Consider the following 16619-nt stretch of genomic DNA (forward strand, 5'->3'; position numbering starts at 1 on the left):
GGGCGCGCTGGGGTATAGTTCCGGTACCCCACCCACCAGAGGAAAGAACCACAGTGACTCGACGAAGAGGAATGTCCCTCGCCGGGCAGTACCTGGTCCTGCAGTTGCTGATTGTCCTGGCCGTCCTCGTCGCCGTCGTTGCCATTTCGCTGGCCCAGTCGGCCGCCGCGTTTGAGCGGATCGAGGGGCGCCGGGCACTGTCCGCGGCTGAGGCGCTGGGCAGCAATCCCGCCGTTCGTGCGCTTCTTCCCTCGGCCGAACCGCGCGGCAGCGCGGCACTGTCCGCCGTCGCCGAGTCGGTCCGCACCGTTTCCGGTTCCGCGCAGGTGGCACTCGCCCGGTCTGACCGCACCGTGGTGGCCTCGTCCGATCCTGGACTGCTCGGCCGGCCGTTGGAACTCGGTGCGAGCCGGGTCATGGAAGGCCGGGCCTGGACCGGCGTGGTGGGCGGAACGGCCACCCCCGTGCTTTCAGCCCACGTGCCGGTCCTTGACGACTCCGGGACCATGATTGGCATTGCGTCCATCAGCCGGAACTACCCGTCCACGTGGGAGCGCCTGGGGGATGCCGTCCCCAACCTGTTGACCTATCTGGGAGTTGCCAGCGTCCTGGGTGTTGCCGGCTCCCTGCTGCTGTCCCGCAGGGTCAAGCGGCAGACCCTCGGCATGGAGCCAAGCGAAATCTCGGGCCTGGTGGAGAACCGCGAAGCGATGCTGCATGGACTCAAGGAAGGCGTGGTGGCGCTGGACCTCCACGGACGGATTACCGTGGCCAACGACAGCGCCCGGGCACTGTTGGGCCTGCCGGCGGACTGCGTGGGCAAAGATCTGGCCGGACTGCCCGTTGAGCCGGCGCTCAAGGAAGTGCTGACCGGCGAGCAGCCCGGGCAGGACCAGATGGTGCTCGTGGGGGAGCGCCTGGTGGTGCTGAACCGGGTGCCGATCCGTTCCAGGGGCAGGGTGATGGGTTCTGTCGCGACGTTGCGTGACCGGACTGAGCTTTCGTCCCTGGAACGCGAACTGGGCACCACACGGACGGCAACGGACACGCTCAGGGCGCAGGCCCATGAATTCGCCAACCAGCTGCACGTTATTTCGGGGCTGATCCAGATCGGCGAGTACGATTCCGTCGTGCAGTTCGTCAACGGAGTCACGGTGGACCGGACGCGCCTGAATGATGATGTGACCAGCCGCATCCAGGACCCGGCGCTCGCGGCACTGCTGATCGCCAAATCAAGCCTCGCGGCGGAACGCGGCGTGCCGCTGCAACTGGACCCCGCTTCGTCGCTGTCGCCGGTGGGCGACGAGCTCTCGCGTGACCTGACCACCGTTGTGGGGAATCTCGTGGACAACGCACTCGACGCCGTCACGGGAGCCGCCGAGGCATCGGTCCGGGTCCTCGTCGAGGATCGTCGCGAGGAAGTGGTCGTGACCGTCCGGGACACCGGGCCGGGCATTGACGGCGCGGCCGCCGACGAGATCTTCCGGCAGGGATTCAGTACCAAGCAGCCCGGCCCGGCCGGCGGCCGGGGCTTTGGCCTGGCACTCTCGCGGGTGGTCTGCCGGCGTAGCGGCGGGGACCTTGCAGTGGCCAACGACGGCGGGGCCGTCTTTACGGCGCGGCTGAAAAGGAAGCCGCTGAAAGGTACGCCGCTGAAAGGGACGCCGGCAGAAGGCGGGCCGGCACGCACGGCTCCGGCCACAGGAAAGGGGACCCGGGCATGATCAATGTCCTGATCGTCGATGATGACTTCATGGTGGCAAAAGTCCACGCCGGCTTCATCCAGCGAACGCCGGGTTTCGCCGTCGTCGGGGTTGCGCACACCGGAGCCCAGGCCATCGCGGAAACCGCACGCCTGCAGCCTGACCTTGTCCTTCTGGACATCCACCTGCCCGACATCAACGGCCTCGACCTCATGGGCAGGCTGAGGGCAACCGCGCCGGAACTGGACGTACTGGTCATCAGCGCGGCCCGCGAGGTGGAAACCGTGCGCCGGGCGCTGCGTGGCGGCATCGTCCACTACCTGATCAAGCCGTTTTCGCAGGCGGACCTGCAGGAGCGGCTGGAGCACTATCGCAGCGCCTACCAGGGCCTGGACCTTGCCAAGGACGTCGCCGAGCAATCCGACGTCAACCGGGTCTTCGGGCTGGAGCGCACCGAGCGCGGGGAACGCACGGAAAACCGCCTCCCCAAAGGGTGCAGCCCGGAGACCCTCAGCCGGGTGGTGGACGTACTGGAGTCCGCCGAAGCGGATCTTTCGGCGGCCGAAGTCGCGGACCTGCTGGGCACATCCCGCGTCAGCGCCCGCCGTTACCTCGAATACCTCCACGATGAGGCGAGGGTCGAAGTGCGCCTGAAATACGGTGCTGGCCGTCCGGAGCGCCGCTACGCCCTCAAGTCAGCGTGACCCCGGCGGGAGGGACAGCGGCGGAATGGCCTCGTACAGCAGGGTCCTGATCCATCGCTGGCCCGTCTCGCGGTATTCGGCCCGGCTCGCGAAGCGGTACAGGTAGCTGTGGACGCGCACCCACCGGGGGCGGGCGCCGTCGAACGGGTCCTTGCGCAGCAGCCGCAGCACAGCACCGTCGGCTTCCAGCAGCTTGGCCAGGAAGGCGTAGAACCACTCCTCGTGCACGGTGCGCAGGGGCAGGAACCACATCAGCCAGTCCAGCCGGAGATGGTACGGGGCCCACTGGCGGGGCAGCCGGCGGACGTCACCGGGTTTCCCGCGGAATGCGTACTCCCGCCAGTCGGAGTCGTCGTCCGGCTCGGCGTCGAGGGTGCCCTCCACCACGATCTCGATCCGCAGTTTGGTCACCGTTCCGAAGGCGCCGTAAGTGTTCACCAGCTGCCAGCGGTTGAAGCTGGCGTTCATCAGCTGACGGTGCTGCAGCAGGTTCCGGGCCGGCCAGTAGCTGAGCACCAGCAGGAGCACGGTGACGGCGAGCACGACGGCGAGCCACCACACCGGGGTCTGCGCACCGGCGCCGGAACTGTCTGTTGAACCGTACGTATGCCAGTCCAGCGGGATAACGGGCAGCACCGCATGGGCCACCGGATCGCTGACTGCGGCGAAGGCCAGCAGGATGGCCATCCAGTTGAGCCAGGCGAAGTTTCCGCTCGCCACCAGCCACAGCTGGGTAAAGATGACGATGCCCGCGGCGACGCCGGCCAGCGGCTGCGGGGCGAAAAGGAAGAAGGGAACCACCAGCTGGGCGAAGTGGTTGCCCAGGACCTCCATCCGATGCAGGGGCTTGGGCAGAAGGTGGGCCTGCCGGCTTAAGGGGCCGGGCATCGGCTGGGTCTCGTGGTGGTAATACAGTGCGGTCAGGTCACGCCACTCGCTGCCACCGCGGATCTTGATCATCCCGGCACCGAACTCAAGCCGGAACAGCAGCCAGACCAGCAGGATCAGGATCGTCCGCGGCGGCGGCGTCTGGTCCGAGCCGAGGAACGCCACCGTGAAGCCGGCCTCCAGCAGAAGCATCTCCCAGCCGAACCCGTAGAAAGTCTGTCCCACGTTCACGATCGACATGTACAGCAGCCAGAGGGCCAGGAAGGCGATCATCGGCAGCCAGGGAGGTCCCAGCTGCGGAAGCCCCAGGACGAGAGTGGCCGAAATGGCCATGCCGCACCAGCAGACCAGCCGCAGCAGCCGGTCCGAATAGCGCCACAGGAACAGGCTGGGCCGGCGGCGGCGCCTGAAACTGTCCAGATAGTCCGGGACAGGGAGCAGGCCGCGCTCTCCGAGCAGCGCCGGGAACTGGTTGCGGCAGGAGAGGAACGCCACCAGGAAAAGTGTGGCAACGCCGCGCTGCAGCACCTGCCGGGCGAATTCGTACTCCGGCGCATCGAACCATGCGGCCCACTCCACGTTGTTCACGTTACGCCTGACGCGCACCGCGTCAATGTCCCGCGGCACAGGCCGCCGGCGGATGCGGTGTCCCGAGTCCGTGCCGCCCGCGGGTGCGCTGACGTGCGGGATACTTAACGGATGCAGCCACGCAGAATCGTTCTCCTCGGATCCACCGGTTCCATCGGCACCCAGGCGATTGACGTCGTCGACGGCGCCCCGCACCTTTTCGAGGTTGTGGCACTGAGCGCAGGCGGCGGCAACCTGGAACTCCTTGCCCGCCAGGCCGTCCATACGAAGGCCAAGGCCGTCGGTACGGCCAGTGGCGACGCCACCGCCCTGCAGCGCCTGATTGACGACGCCGCCCGCGCCACCGGCGTGGCAGGCTACCGACCGGAGATCATCACCGGGCCGGACGCGTCAACCCGGATCGCGGAAATCGAAGCCGACGTGGTGCTCAACGGCATCACCGGCTCCATCGGCCTGGCACCCACCCTCGCGGCCCTGAAATCCGGTGCCACCCTTGCGCTGGCCAACAAGGAGTCGCTGATCGTCGGCGGCGCCCTCGTGAAGGCGGCCGCGCGCGAAGGCCAGATCGTCCCGGTGGACTCCGAACATTCGGCGATCGCGCAATGCCTGCGTTCCGGGACCGCTGCCGAGGTGGACCGGCTCATCCTGACCGCCTCGGGTGGCCCGTTTCGCGGCAGGACCCGCGAGGAACTCCACAACGTCTCGCCGGAGGAGGCCCTGGCGCACCCCACCTGGGACATGGGGCTGATGGTCACTACCAACTCCGCCAGCCTGGTGAATAAAGGGCTGGAGGTAATCGAGGCTCACCTGTTGTTCGATATCCCGCTGGACCGGATCGACGTGGTGGTCCACCCGCAGTCCGTGGTCCACTCCATGGTGCAGTTCGTGGACGGCTCCATCATCGCCCAGGCTTCGCCGCCGGACATGCGCCTGCCCATCGCCCTCGGCCTCGGCTGGCCGGACCGGGTGCCGAAGGCTGCCACACCGTGCGACTGGACCCAGGCCACCAGCTGGACCTTCGAACCCCTGGACGCCGAGGCATTCCCGGCCGTAAACCTCGCCAAGGACGCTGCCAAGCAGGGGAGCACATACCCTGCCGTTTTCAACGCGGCCAATGAAGAGGCCGTGATGGCCTTCCACGCCGGCCGGATCCGGTTTACGGACATTGTGGATACCATCGAAGCGGTACTCAGCGAACACCCAGGATCTTCCGGGCTGACAGTTGAGTCCGTGCTGGATGCTGAAGCGTGGGCACGAGCGCGCACCCACGAACGTTTAGCAGTGAGCAGTCTCTAGGAAGCAGCAGATCTACGCATGAGTCCCGTCATTCTCTTCATTCTCGGTGTCGTCTTTGTGGCGATCGGCATCGCCGTCTCCATCGCACTGCACGAGGTGGGCCACCTCGTTCCCGCCAAGCTGTTCAAGGTGCGCGTCACCAAGTACATGATCGGCTTCGGCCCCACCCTGTGGTCAAAACGCAGGGGGGAAACCGAGTACGGCGTCAAGGCCATCCCGCTGGGCGGCTACGTGTCCATGATCGGGATGTACCCGCCGAACAAGGACGACGGCACGGTACGGCCCTCCAGCACCGGCATGTTCCAGACCCTCGCCACCGAGGCGCGTTCCATGGCGCACGAGGAAGTTGGCCCCGGCGACGAGAAACGGGTCTTCTACCGGCTCCCGGTGTGGAAGAAAGTCATCGTGATGCTTGGCGGGCCTGCGATGAACCTGCTGATCGGCGTGGCGCTGACGGCCGTGCTGCTGATGGGCTTCGGGATCAGCACCCCCACCACCACCATCGCGGACGTTTCCAAGTGCCAGGTGAAGGCCGGGGAGACCGTGGATCCGGACTCCGCCGACTGCAAGCCCACGCCCGCGGCTGCGGCGCAACTCAAACCGAACGACACCATTACCTCCTTCGACGGCAAAGCCGTGACCAGCTGGGATGAACTCACCGGCTGGATCCGTGCGTCCGCAGGCCGGGAAGTCAGCATCACCGTGGAACGTGACGGCTCGCCTGTCACCACCACGGTGACTCCGGTGCTTTCGGCCCGGCCGGTCGTCGGCGCCGACGGCCGGCAGGCCACTGATGCCAACGGAACCCTCCAGTACCAGGAAGTCGGGTTCCTGGGGATCGGTGCCCAAACAGCGCTGGTTGCCCAGCCGGCGTCGTCCGTCCTGCCCATGGCGGGAGAAAACATCCGGCAGGTTGCCGGCGTCGTCCTGAATCTCCCGGCACGGGTGGTGGGCGTTGCGAAGGCGGCCTTCAGCGAAGAACCGCGCGATCCGAACGGACCCATCAGCGTGGTTGGCGTGGGCCGGGTAGCGGGTGAAGTCGCCGCCATGGAGGAGGTTCCGCTGCAGTCCAGGCTCGCCGCGCTGGTGGGCCTGCTTGCCGGACTGAACTTCGCGCTCGCGGTGTTCAACCTGGTTCCGCTGCTGCCGCTGGACGGCGGCCACGTGGCCGGGGCGCTGTATGAGGGAGCCCGACGGCGGGTGGCCAAGCTGTTCGGCCGGCCCGACCCCGGTGCGTTTGACATCGCGAGGCTCCTGCCGGTGACGTACGTGGTCGCCGCGCTGCTCATGGGCATGAGTGCGCTGCTGATCTATGCGGACATCGTCAAGCCCGTCAATCTCTTCGGGTAATCAGCTCCAAGCGGCTTTGTTCCTAACATCAGCTCCTTTTGACTTATTTTCATAAATCAGCTGAAAACGATTGATATTGGAAAATCAGTCGGTTATGGTTGCCCCATGTACGTGCTCACCATCGACCAGCGGGGCAGCACCGGTGACCGGGACCGCGTGCCCGGCCTCCTTGCCGAGCTGCACCGGACATCCACCGCGGGCAGGTTCGAACGCTCCGTCGGGGACGAAGTTCAGGGCGTCGTGGAAAAAACGGCGGAAGTCGTGGACATCGCCCTTCACTGCCTGCGGAGCGGCCAGTGGTACGTCGGAATCGGAGTCGGCGCCGTCGACCTCCCGCTGCCGGCCAGCCCGCGGGAAGGATCCGGGCCCGCATTCGTCGCCGCCCGGCTGGCGGTTGAAAAAGCCAAGTCCGCTGCCGCCCATGTTCCGTTGTCCGTGGTGTCCGGCGGACTCCACCGCGGCGGAGCGGCTAACCCTGAGGCCGGGCCCGGCATCAGGGCCTGCGCGAACGCCGAGGCAGTCCTGCGTCTGATTGGCCGGCTGGTGCAGGACCGCACGGAAGCGCAATGGAAAGTGGTGGACGCCCTCCGCGGACTGCAGCACGACGGGTCAGCCAGGCACGGCAGCCAGAAGCTCGCAGCCGCACAACTCGGAATCACGGAGCAATCGGTGAGCCGTGCCGTCCTGAGGTCCGGCTGGCAGGAAGAATGGGCGGCGAGGCCTGCCGCTGAGATGCTCCTGGCCCTTGCCCATGATGCAGTGCTGGAAGGACACAGGTGAACGCTCTCTGGATTACGCTCGCCCTGCTGACTGCGGGTTTCGCCGGCTGGCCAGTCACGGCACTGGTGTTCCGGCTGGCCCGGACCATCGACGACAAAGCGGACGCGGCCAGGGCAGCCGAAGACCGGGCGGCCAGCGAGTCCGCTGACGACCCCGCCGCGGACGTCACGGTGGACAATGCCACGGCGCACAAGGCCGCGGCGGACAAGGCCTCCGCCCAGCTGGCGACCACCACGCGGATACTGCGTGGCGGTGCCATTATCGGCGTCCTGGAAAGGCTGGCGGTGTGCCTGGCCATCCTGGCGGGCCAGCCGGTGGCCATCGCCTATGTGGTGGCCATCAAGGGCCTGGGACGCTTCGCAGAGCTGAAGGAGACTCCCGTTGCCGCGGAAAGGTTCATCATCGGTACGCTGACGTCCATGCTGTGGGCCGCCGGGGTTGCCGCCCTCGCCAAGATCCTCTTCCTCGGCTGAACCGGATACGTACTCGGGCGGGCATGGCGATAGGGTATCCATATGACTGTTTTTGCTGTTGAGTACGTATACGCCGCCGAGTCCACCGAAGCACGGAACGCCGCCCGTCCGGCACACCGGGAATGGACCGCCGGGCTTGCCCGTGAAGGCGCGCTCCTGGCCAGCGGACCCTACGGCGACGGCGCCGGTGCGTTGCTGATCTTCAAGGCCGCAGACGAAAATGCACTGAACGGTATCCTCAAGCAGGATCCTTTCGCCTCGGGCAACGTCATCGCAGGCACGCGCACCACGGAATGGAACCCGGTGACCGGCCTCCTGGCCGAGCACGCCGCCTAGCCCGCCGGCACCACACACCATCGAACTTCGATATAAATAGGAGTCCACGTGACCTCGGTCAGCCTGGGAATGCCGTCAGCACCGCCGCCCGTCCTTGCCCCGCGCAGGAAGACCCGCCAGATCAAGGTGGGCTCGGTGGGCGTCGGCTCGGATTCGCCCATCAGCGTGCAGTCGATGACCACCACGCCCACTACGGACATCAACGCCACGCTGCAGCAAATTGCCGAGCTGACGGCCTCGGGCTGCGACATCGTGCGCGTGGCCTGCCCCTCCGCAGATGATGCGGAAGCCCTGCCGATCATCGCGCGGAAGTCCCAGATCCCCGTCATCGCGGACATCCATTTCCAGCCCAAGTACGTCTTCGCCGCCATCGAGGCGGGTTGTGCTGCGGTGCGCGTCAACCCCGGCAACATCCGTAAGTTCGATGACCAGGTCAAGGAGATCGCCCGCGCCGCCAAGGACCACGGCACCTCCATCCGGATCGGCGTCAATGCAGGATCCCTGGAGCCCGGGATCCTGAAGAAGTACGGCAAGGCAACCCCCGAGGCCCTAGTGGAGTCAGCGGTCTGGGAAGCCTCGCTGTTCGAGGAGCATGGCTTCCACGACTTCAAGATCTCCGTCAAGCACAACGACCCCGTGATCATGGTCGCCGCGTACGAGATGCTGGCAGAAAAGGGCGACTGGCCCCTTCACCTCGGCGTTACCGAGGCCGGACCGGCCTTCCAGGGCACCATCAAGTCCGCCACCGCCTTCGGCGCACTCCTGTCCAGGGGCATCGGCGACACCATCCGCGTTTCCCTCTCGGCCCCTCCCGTCGAGGAAATCAAGGTTGGCAACCAGATCCTGCAGTCCCTCAACCTGCGCCCCCGCAAGCTCGAAATTGTCTCTTGCCCGTCCTGCGGCCGCGCCCAGGTGGACGTCTACACCCTCGCCGAGCAGGTCACAGCGGGGCTGGAAGGCATGGAGATCCCGTTGCGCGTGGCCGTCATGGGCTGCGTCGTCAACGGCCCGGGCGAGGCGCGCGAAGCCGACCTCGGCGTGGCCTCCGGTAACGGCAAGGGACAAATCTTTGTGAAGGGAGAGGTCATCAAGACTGTCCCTGAGAGCGAAATTGTTGAGACACTGATCGAAGAGGCCATGCGAATCGCTGAAGAGATGGGGGAGGCCGATGGCGAAGATGCTGTCAAGGGTAGCCCCGTGGTTAGCGTCTCGTAAGGAGACTGCCGGGCCCGGCATATCAATCCGGGTCCTGTCCGGGCCGGACACTGCCGAACTGCGGGAACTGGCCCGGGCAGACGTTGTGGCCAACGTGTTCATCCTGTCGCACCTGGCCGCGACAGGGACGGCCGCGCCCACCGTGGGCGGGGCCAGCATTTTTGGCGTGTTCGACGGCGACGCCCTGGTGGGCGCGTGCTGGGCCGGGGCAAACCTTGTTCCCGTCCAGCTGGACCCGGAACTCGCCGGTCTTGTCGCCGAGCATGCGCAACGTTCCGGCCGCCGCTTCGCCTCCATCTTCGGCCCCGCGGATACTGTCCTAGCCATGTACGAGCAACTGGAGCAGCTCGGGCAGCAGGCACACGAGGTCCGGGCGGACCAGCCCCTGATGACCATCGCCGGGCCGCCGGCCGTACAGGCGAACACGGGCCTGGGCATCGGCCAGCTCGCCGACTTCGACAGGATCCTTCCCGCCTGCGCCGCCATGTTCGAAGAAGAAGTCGGCTATTCGCCGTTCCTGGGCGGCCGCGAGTTCTACAGCAGGCGCGTGGAAGGCCTCATCCGGCAAGGTCATTCCCTCGTCCACCTCGACCAGGGCGGCCAGGTGATGTTCAAGGCCGAACTGGGCGCCGTCACTCCCGACGTGACCCAGGTCCAGGGCGTCTGGATGAACCCCTCCTCCCGCGGGCTTGGACTCAGCGCCGGCTATATGGCCGCCGTCGTATTGCTGGCGCAGAAATTGGCGCCGGTCACCAGCCTGTACGTCAATGACTACAACGCCCGGGCGAGGGCCACCTACGAACGAGTTGGCTTCCACCAGGTAGGTACGTTCGCTACAGTTCTGTTCTAGCTGGCCCCAACGGCCGGTGTTGGAACTTATTGGGGGATAAATGAATACGTCCGTTGTGCGCTTTTTTGGGGCCTCTGCCCTCCTGGTGCTTGGCCTGTCCGCCTGCGGCGGTCCTGCGGCTCCTGTTGACGCCGGGGCGTCCCCGGAAACGTCCGCCGCATCTGTCACCCCGAGCCCCACGCCACCGGAAGCTGCATTCACCATGCTGACCTCTGACGAACTCGCGGAGATCGCCGGATCCGTCAAAGACTCAGCCAGCGCACCCCTCTCCGTGTTGCCTGCCGACAAGGTCTCGCAGGCGCTCGACCAGATGATGTCCCTCATGACCGATGTGCAGGTGGAACCGGCCGAGTGCAATTCCATCGCCACCGGGGCTGCCATCAAGCCGGACAGCAACACCACCATGGCGGTGGGTGCCTCTACTTCTTCAACGGCGGAACTCACCCAGACGCTCTCCTTGCTATCAGGGGTGGCGAAGGAGCAACTGGACCAGACGCTGGCCCGTCGCAGTAGCGAGATCAAGGACTGCAGCAGCATCAGCATGAACATCCAGGGAATGTCCATGACAGCCGAGACCACACGACTTGACAGCAGTGCCGCCACTCCCGGCGCCATCGCCATGCAGACGGACGTCACGCTGCCCACGGGCGCCACCCAGAGAACGGTGATGTCCTTTGCCGTCAAAGGCGGCGTCCTGATCTCGGCGCAGGCCTCCGGGACGGGCGTTACCTCGTCCGACCTGACGTCGGCTGAAGCCCTGCTGGACCAGGCGGCTACCCTCATTGACTAGCGGACCGTCCACCGGGACGCACGCGGTAACACAGAGTCAACAGCCGAAAACTGCGTGACGACTCTTGTAATGGTGCCGTGGATCACATAAGTTCTTCCTAGCCGCGCCGATGGGGTGCGTGCGGTCTCAGGGGGAAATCAGCAGATGGCACTGGACGTTGACCTTCCCAGCAGGCACGCCTAGCGCTTCCTCCGGACTTCTGGGTCCGACGGGCCGTAAGAGCCACGCCAAAACAGGATGACCAGCCGGCAACGGCCAGGGGCTTCCTTTCAGTTCTGGCGTGGCTCTTCTCCGTCCGGCGCGGGAACGCGCGGGCGGCAGGGTCATTGACTCCGATGCCCGGCACCCGCCGACCGGCGGCCTGCCGACGGGAACCCGGCACCCGCCGCGCCACGGTAGATTAGTACCCAGACGAATTTGCCAGGCCCGTCATCTGAACAGGCACCTCCCAAGAAACGGATTCCTACCCGTGGTCCTTCGACTTTCCAAGCTGTTCCTGCGCACCCTGCGCGAAGATCCCGCCGATGCCGAAGTGGCGAGCCACCGGCTCCTGGTCCGCGCCGGGTATATCCGCAGGGCAGCGCCGGGCATCTACACCTGGCTGCCGCTCGGCCTGAGCGTGCTGCGCAAGGTGGAGAAGGTCATTCGCGAGGAAATGGCCGCCATTGGCGCCCAGGAAGTGCACTTCCCGGCGCTCCTGCCCAAGGAGCCCTACGAGGCCACTAACCGCTGGACCGAGTACGGCGAGGGCATCTTCCGGCTCAAGGACCGCAAGGGCGGGGACTATCTCCTGGCCCCGACGCACGAGGAAATGTTCACCCTCCTGGTGAAGGACCTGTACTCCTCGTACAAAGACCTTCCGTTGAGCATCTACCAGATCCAGAACAAGTACCGCGACGAAGCCCGCCCCCGCGCGGGCCTGCTGCGCGGCCGCGAGTTCATCATGAAGGATTCCTACTCGTTCGACGTCGACGACGCCGGTCTGGACGCGAGTTACAACGCGCACCGCGCCGCCTACCTGAAGATCTTCGAACGCCTCGGCCTCGAGGTCATTCCGGTGGCTGCCACGGCGGGAGCCATGGGTGGCTCCCGGAGCGAGGAGTTTCTGCACCCCACCGAGATCGGCGAAGACACCTTCGTGCGGTCCGCCGGCGGCTACGCGGCCAACGTTGAAGCCGTCACCACTGTGGTCCCGGCTGAGATCGACTTCAGCAATGCGCCTGCAGCCGAGATCCGGGACACCCCGAACACCCCCACCATCGACACTCTTGTGGACGCGGCAAACCAGCTGGTTCCGCGCGATGAGAACGACGGCGGCGCATGGACGGCCGCTGACACGCTCAAGAACGTCGTCCTGGCCGTCACCCTGCCCACCGGTGAGCGCCAGATCGTCGTCATTGGCGTACCCGGTGACCGCGGTGTTGACCTGAAGCGGGTTGAGGCCAACATCGGCGCTTACCTGCCGGTCGCCGGCGAGATCACCGTGGAAGCCGCGGGCGAGGAAGACCTCGCCCGCAACCCCCTGATCGTCCGGGGATACCTCGGCCCGGGAATGTCCCTCGGCACGCCGCTTCTCGGCCTGGAAGGTGCCGCCAAGCTGCTGTACCTGGTGGATCCCCGAGTCGTCAAAGGCACCGCATGGGTGACCGGAGCCAACATGGCCGGCAAGCACGTCTTCGGCCTTGTGGCCGGCCGCGACTTCGGCTGGGACGGAGTGATCGAGTGCACGGAAGTGCGCGCCGGGGATGAAGCCCCGGACGGTTCCGGCCCGCTGGAAACCGCACGCGGCATTGAGATGGGCCACATCTTCCAGCTTGGCCGCAAGTACGCCGAGGCCCTTGAGTTGAAGGTCCTGGACCAGAACGGCAAGCAGGTGGTGGTCACCATGGGTTCCTACGGCGTGGGCGTCACCCGTGCCGTCGCTGCCTTGGCCGAGTCCAACCACGACGCCAAAGGCCTGGTCTGGCCCCGTGCAGTGGCTCCTGCCGATGTCCACGTTGTGGCTGTGGGCCGGGGCGAGGAAATCTTCGCCGCCGCCGAACAGCTGTCACTCGAGCTCGAAGCCGCCGGCCTCGAGGTCATCTACGACGACCGCCCCAAGGTGTCCCCGGGCGTCAAGTTCGGCGACGCGGAACTCATTGGCGTGCCCACCATCCTGGCCGTTGGCCGCGGGCTGGTGGACGGCGTCGTGGAGATCAAGGACCGCCGCAGCGGTGAGGCAGAGAACGTGGCAGTTGAGAAGGCTGTTGACTACGTCGTCAACGCCGTCCGCAGCAAGTAACCCGCGCGGCTGAAGGAGTGATCTCGGGATTCGAGTCGCTGGAGCCCGCCACGCTGATCCTGATCATCGTGGCGGGCTTCGCCGCAGGATGGATTGATGCCGTGGTGGGCGGCGGGGGGCTCATCCAGCTCCCGGCGTTGCTGCTGGTGCCGGGCATCAGCCCGGTCCAGGCCCTTGCCACTAACAAGATGGGGTCGATCTTCGGGACCACCACCAGCGCGGTGACGTACTACCGCCGCGTCCGGCCCGACCTGCGGACGGCCATCCCCATGGCCGTTATCGCGCTGGCCGGGAGCTTCGGCGGTGCCGTGCTGGCCGCCACCCTGCCGGCGAGTGTTTTCAAGCCCATCATCGTGGCGGCGTTGGTGGCCGTCGCGCTGTTCACGGCGTTCAAACCCAATGTCGGCGACCTGACCTCGCTCCGCCACGACGGCAGGACACACTACGTGGTGGCCTGCCTCATTGGAGCGGCTATCGGCTTCTACGATGGCCTGATCGGGCCCGGGACGGGATCATTCCTGATCATCGCCCTGGTGTCCGCGATGGGTTACGCCTTCCTTGAAGCCAGCGCCAAGGCAAAAATCGTGAACATGGCCACGAACGCCGGCGCTCTCATCTTCTTCCTGCCGCACGGCTCCCTGATGTGGGGCGTGGGACTGGTGCTGGGGCTCGCCAACATGGCAGGCGGCTACCTCGGGGCGCGGACAGCGGTGAAGCAGGGCAGCACCTTCATCCGCAACGTCTTCCTGGCCGTCGTCGGCGCCCTGATCCTCAAGTTGGGCTACGACATCTGGCAGGACACCTTCGCCTAGGCACTTAAGCCGAAGGTGACAGAAAAGACCCTCCCGGCCTGAGGGGAGCGGGCGTACCATGCTCCTATGTCAACAGGGGACGAACCCTTCCGGGCCGCCTTGGGCGCCGCAGCCCGGCATGCCAATGAATGGCTGGAAAGCCAGCCCACCCGCCACGTCGGGCCGCGGGCCACCGCGGGGGAGCTGGAAGCCGACTTCGGCGGCCCGATGCCCGAGACCGGCCTTCCGGCGGGCGACGTGATCGATTACCTCGCAGCCAAGGCGGAACCCGGCCTCATGGCAATGCCCTCGGGCCGCTTCTTCGGCTGGGTCATCGGCGGCACCCTGCCCGCCGCCATGGCGGCAGACTGGCTGGTCAGCGCCTGGGACCAGAATTCGTTCCTCCGCGCTGCCACGCCGGCCGCCGCGGTCATCGAGGCGGCCGCCGGGAGCTGGTTCCTGGACCTGCTGGGCTTGCCCGAAACGGCCGACGTCGGATTCGTCACCGGAGCGACGATGGCCAACTTCGCCGGCCTTTCCGCCGCGCGCTGGCGCGTCCTGGAGAAAGCCGGCTGGGACGTCAACGCCGCCGGGCTTGCCGGAGCTCCGGCTGTCAGCTGCCTTGTGGGGCAGGAACGCCATGACTCGATCGACCTCGCGCTGCGGTATCTGGGCATGGGGCACCCCGTCGCGGTGCCTTCGGACCGGCAGGGCCGCATTGATCCGGCGGAGCTGGACTGTGCCCTGGACCGCGCGCTGGTCAAAGCATCGGGCGGTGCGGGGGGATCGGCTCCTGCACCGCCGATCGTCTGCCTGCAGGCCGGAAACCTGCATTCCGGTGCGTTCGATCCGTTTCTCGAGGCGGTCACCGTGGCGAAGGCACACGGCGCATGGGTACATGTTGACGGTGCCTTCGGGCTCTGGGCGGCCGCGGTGCCGGAGCTCGCCGCCCTCACCGCCGGGCTGCACCTGGCGGACTCGTGGGCCACCGATGCGCACAAGACACTCAACGTGCCCTACGACTGCGGCATCGTTGCCGTGCGGGACACGGAAGCGCTGGAGGCGGCGTTGAGCGTCAACCCCAGCTACATGATTCGCGATGCCGGTTCGGCGCCGGACCCCTTCCAGACCGTGCCGGAACTTTCCCGCCGGGCACGCGGCGTTCCGGTGTGGGCGGCGCTGAAGTCCCTTGGCCGGAACGGTGTTGCTGAGCAGGTGCGGAACCTGGTCAGCCGGGCCTCGCAGCTGGCGCGGCAGCTGTCGGCACTGGACGGTGTTGAAGTGCTCAACGACGTCGCCTACACACAGGTCTCGCTGGCGTTCGGCGACGACGCCACCACGCGGGCGGTGACGGCCCGGATCATCGAGGACGGCCTCGTGTGGATGTCCGGTTCCCGCTGGCAGGGGCGGGATGTCCTGCGTATTTCGGTGAGCAACTGGACAACCGACGACGCCGATGTCGAAGCGGCGGTCGACGCGGTGCGGAAGGCCCTGGCAGCAGTCCGGAGCTAGGACAAAGCCTGTCCGGCCGCTTGGCCGGGTGCTACTTCCCCGGTGCCGGAAGGTCATGGGCTGCCGGCAGTCCGCCAAGGGTTCGCCCGGCCAGCGTGCTCGCCACCCAGAGTGAACGCGCAAGGTCGCCATCGTGGAGGGGGCGCGAGGCATACCAGAGCGCGTTTTCAACTTCACGGGCGAGGCTCCATTGCCGGGCCACCTCGGCATCAAGGCCTGCGGCGGCGCTGAACTCACGGCACCTGTCCAGCAATCCCCGGCCGGGGTTGCTGCGGGGGAGGTCGCGGATGCGGTTCCACAGGAGCGGCGCCACGGAGAACTCGGCTTCACCGATCATCGGCTGCGGGTCAATTGCGGCAAAACCGCCCTCCGGCCGGGCCAGGATGTTCAAGTAGTGGAAGTCCGTGTTGACCAGCACATCGGTCCCGCCACGGCGGCCCACGGCTCCGCGGGTCTGGCACACTTCCAAGGCGGCCTCCAGGAGCCAACGGGGAAAGGGCCTGCCGAGCTGCTCCCAGTCCGCCGGAAGATCATCGCTCCACTGCTCCGCGCGGGCGGCCACATGGTGGAATTCCTGCCACTCCGGGCGCTGGTCCGGGATGAGGCTCAACTGCCGTGTCAGGCCGCCCCACACTTCCACGGCCGTTTCCATTGGGACCTGCTGGAGGCAGCAGCCGGCGTCCAGCCTCTCCAACAGCATGGAACAGGTGCCGGCGTCGGACTCCAGGAGCCGTACCGCGCCTTGGCCATCCCAGAGCCGGAGGGCGAAACGCTCAACCCGGGCTTCGTCGTGCGGGTAGGCAACCTTCAGGGCGGCCGGGACGCCCTTCCGGGTGACCGGGACAACCACTCCGCCGTGGCCGTTCCACGGCAACTGGCCCGGTTCGAGGTCCACCTCAAGGTCCCACCGCTCCAGGCGTCCGCAGATCAGTCCCTGGAGTGACCCCAGCCAGGCACGTCCGCCGCTGGTCCGGCTGTAGCGGCGGCTAAGGTCGGGCGGGATCGGGACATCTGCGGGCGGTTTCATCGGATCCAGCGTAACTGCTGGACCGCCCCCGGCAG

15 protein-coding genes are annotated in these 16619 nt (G+C 66.7%); 13 read left to right on the forward strand and 2 right to left on the reverse strand.

Features of this window, described 5'->3' with window-relative positions:
- Positions 1 to 71: 71 nt before the first annotated feature.
- Together ARTH_RS07090 and ARTH_RS07095 are read left to right on the forward strand one after the other, a co-directional pair.
- Entirely contained in the window at positions 72 to 1724 is a 1653-nt protein-coding gene (locus ARTH_RS07090; protein ID WP_052309655.1) for a sensor histidine kinase, read from the forward strand.
- Positions 1721 to 2407 carry a response regulator gene (locus ARTH_RS07095; RefSeq protein ID WP_011691258.1) on the forward strand — a complete coding sequence of 229 codons (687 nt, stop codon included), beginning with the start codon at positions 1721 to 1723 and terminating at the stop codon, positions 2405 to 2407. Before ARTH_RS07090 ends, ARTH_RS07095 begins: the two co-directional genes overlap by 4 nt.
- Here the strand turns inward: ARTH_RS07095 and ARTH_RS07100 are convergent.
- Complete coding sequence (locus ARTH_RS07100; RefSeq protein WP_011691259.1) at positions 2399 to 3874, reverse strand: lipase maturation factor family protein; 1476 nt, start codon at positions 3872 to 3874, stop codon at positions 2399 to 2401. The genes ARTH_RS07095 and ARTH_RS07100 overlap by 9 nt on opposite strands.
- A 120-nt stretch (positions 3875 to 3994) precedes the next feature.
- On the opposite strand from ARTH_RS07100, the gene dxr reads away from it, so the two are divergent.
- The 11 genes from dxr (at position 3995) to ARTH_RS07155 (ending at position 15557) form a co-directional block, all read left to right on the forward strand.
- Positions 3995 to 5179 (forward strand): 1-deoxy-D-xylulose-5-phosphate reductoisomerase, encoded by a 1185-nt coding sequence (dxr, locus tag ARTH_RS07105; RefSeq protein WP_011691260.1) that lies wholly within the window; start codon positions 3995 to 3997, stop codon positions 5177 to 5179.
- Between the two features lie 18 nt (positions 5180 to 5197).
- Positions 5198 to 6529, forward strand: a complete 1332-nt coding sequence (locus ARTH_RS07110; protein ID WP_011691261.1) for a M50 family metallopeptidase — start codon at positions 5198 to 5200, stop codon at positions 6527 to 6529.
- Between the two features lie 105 nt (positions 6530 to 6634).
- Positions 6635 to 7309, forward strand: a complete 675-nt coding sequence (locus ARTH_RS07115; RefSeq protein WP_011691262.1) for a hypothetical protein — start codon at positions 6635 to 6637, stop codon at positions 7307 to 7309.
- Entirely contained in the window at positions 7306 to 7782 is a 477-nt protein-coding gene (locus ARTH_RS07120) for a hypothetical protein (protein ID WP_011691263.1), read from the forward strand. The genes ARTH_RS07115 and ARTH_RS07120 overlap by 4 nt, the downstream gene beginning before the upstream one ends.
- 42 nt (positions 7783 to 7824) lie before the next feature.
- Positions 7825 to 8118, forward strand: a complete 294-nt coding sequence (locus ARTH_RS07125; protein ID WP_011691264.1) for a YciI family protein — start codon at positions 7825 to 7827, stop codon at positions 8116 to 8118.
- A gap of 48 nt (positions 8119 to 8166) precedes the next feature.
- Positions 8167 to 9333: a flavodoxin-dependent (E)-4-hydroxy-3-methylbut-2-enyl-diphosphate synthase gene (gene ispG, locus ARTH_RS07130; RefSeq protein WP_011691265.1), complete on the forward strand. Its 1167-nt coding sequence runs from the start codon at positions 8167 to 8169 to the stop codon at positions 9331 to 9333.
- Positions 9296 to 10183: a GNAT family N-acetyltransferase gene (locus tag ARTH_RS07135; RefSeq protein WP_011691266.1), complete on the forward strand. Its 888-nt coding sequence runs from the start codon at positions 9296 to 9298 to the stop codon at positions 10181 to 10183. The genes ispG and ARTH_RS07135 overlap by 38 nt, the downstream gene beginning before the upstream one ends.
- 40 nt (positions 10184 to 10223) lie before the next feature.
- Positions 10224 to 10973 (forward strand): hypothetical protein, encoded by a 750-nt coding sequence (locus tag ARTH_RS07140; RefSeq protein WP_011691267.1) that lies wholly within the window; start codon positions 10224 to 10226, stop codon positions 10971 to 10973.
- A 469-nt stretch (positions 10974 to 11442) separates the two neighbouring features.
- Positions 11443 to 13254 carry a proline--tRNA ligase gene (locus ARTH_RS07145; RefSeq protein WP_011691268.1) on the forward strand — a complete coding sequence of 604 codons (1812 nt, stop codon included), beginning with the start codon at positions 11443 to 11445 and terminating at the stop codon, positions 13252 to 13254.
- A gap of 17 nt (positions 13255 to 13271) precedes the next feature.
- On the forward strand, positions 13272 to 14066 hold the full coding sequence (locus ARTH_RS07150; protein ID WP_011691269.1) for a sulfite exporter TauE/SafE family protein: 795 nt from the start codon (positions 13272 to 13274) through the stop codon (positions 14064 to 14066).
- 66 nt (positions 14067 to 14132) lie between these two features.
- Entirely contained in the window at positions 14133 to 15557 is a 1425-nt protein-coding gene (locus ARTH_RS07155; protein WP_011691270.1) for a pyridoxal phosphate-dependent decarboxylase family protein, read from the forward strand.
- Positions 15558 to 15588: 31 nt separating this feature from the next.
- Here the strand turns inward: ARTH_RS07155 and ARTH_RS07160 are convergent, their stop codons facing one another.
- Positions 15589 to 16584, reverse strand: a complete 996-nt coding sequence (locus ARTH_RS07160) for an aminoglycoside phosphotransferase family protein (protein ID WP_011691271.1) — start codon at positions 16582 to 16584, stop codon at positions 15589 to 15591.
- Positions 16585 to 16619: the final 35 nt, after the last annotated feature.

Source organism: Arthrobacter sp. FB24 (genome assembly GCF_000196235.1).
Taxonomy (GTDB): Bacteria; Actinomycetota; Actinomycetes; order Actinomycetales; family Micrococcaceae; genus Arthrobacter.